Source organism: Nonomuraea sp. MG754425, from assembly GCF_021699195.1.
Classification (GTDB): domain Bacteria; phylum Actinomycetota; class Actinomycetes; order Streptosporangiales; family Streptosporangiaceae; genus Nonomuraea.
Genome location: NZ_SSXE01000628.1, coordinates 1 through 216, shown reverse-complemented (window position 1 = coordinate 216; position 216 = coordinate 1). Strand labels below are relative to the sequence as shown.

The 216-nt window shown below is 67.1% G+C and carries 1 protein-coding gene; it reads right to left on the bottom strand.

From position 1 onward, the window contains the following. Positions 1 to 216, bottom strand: a 216-nt coding sequence (locus FAF44_RS54255; RefSeq protein WP_237111260.1) for a hypothetical protein, incomplete at both ends; no start/stop codon positions are given.

The following is a 216-nucleotide window of genomic DNA, read 5'->3' as shown; positions in this document are numbered from 1 at the left end:
GTGCGTCAGGCCGGCCAGCGGGTTGGTCTGGTCCATGAACTGCGACAACTGCGAGGTGCCGAAGAACTCCTTGATCGAGGCCACCACCGGGCGGATGTTGATCAGGGTCTGCGGCGTGATCGCCTCGACGTCCTGGGTGGTCATGCGCTCGCGCACGACCCGCTCCATCCGGGCCAGGCCCAGGCGGACCTGGTTCTGGATCAGCTCGCCGACGCT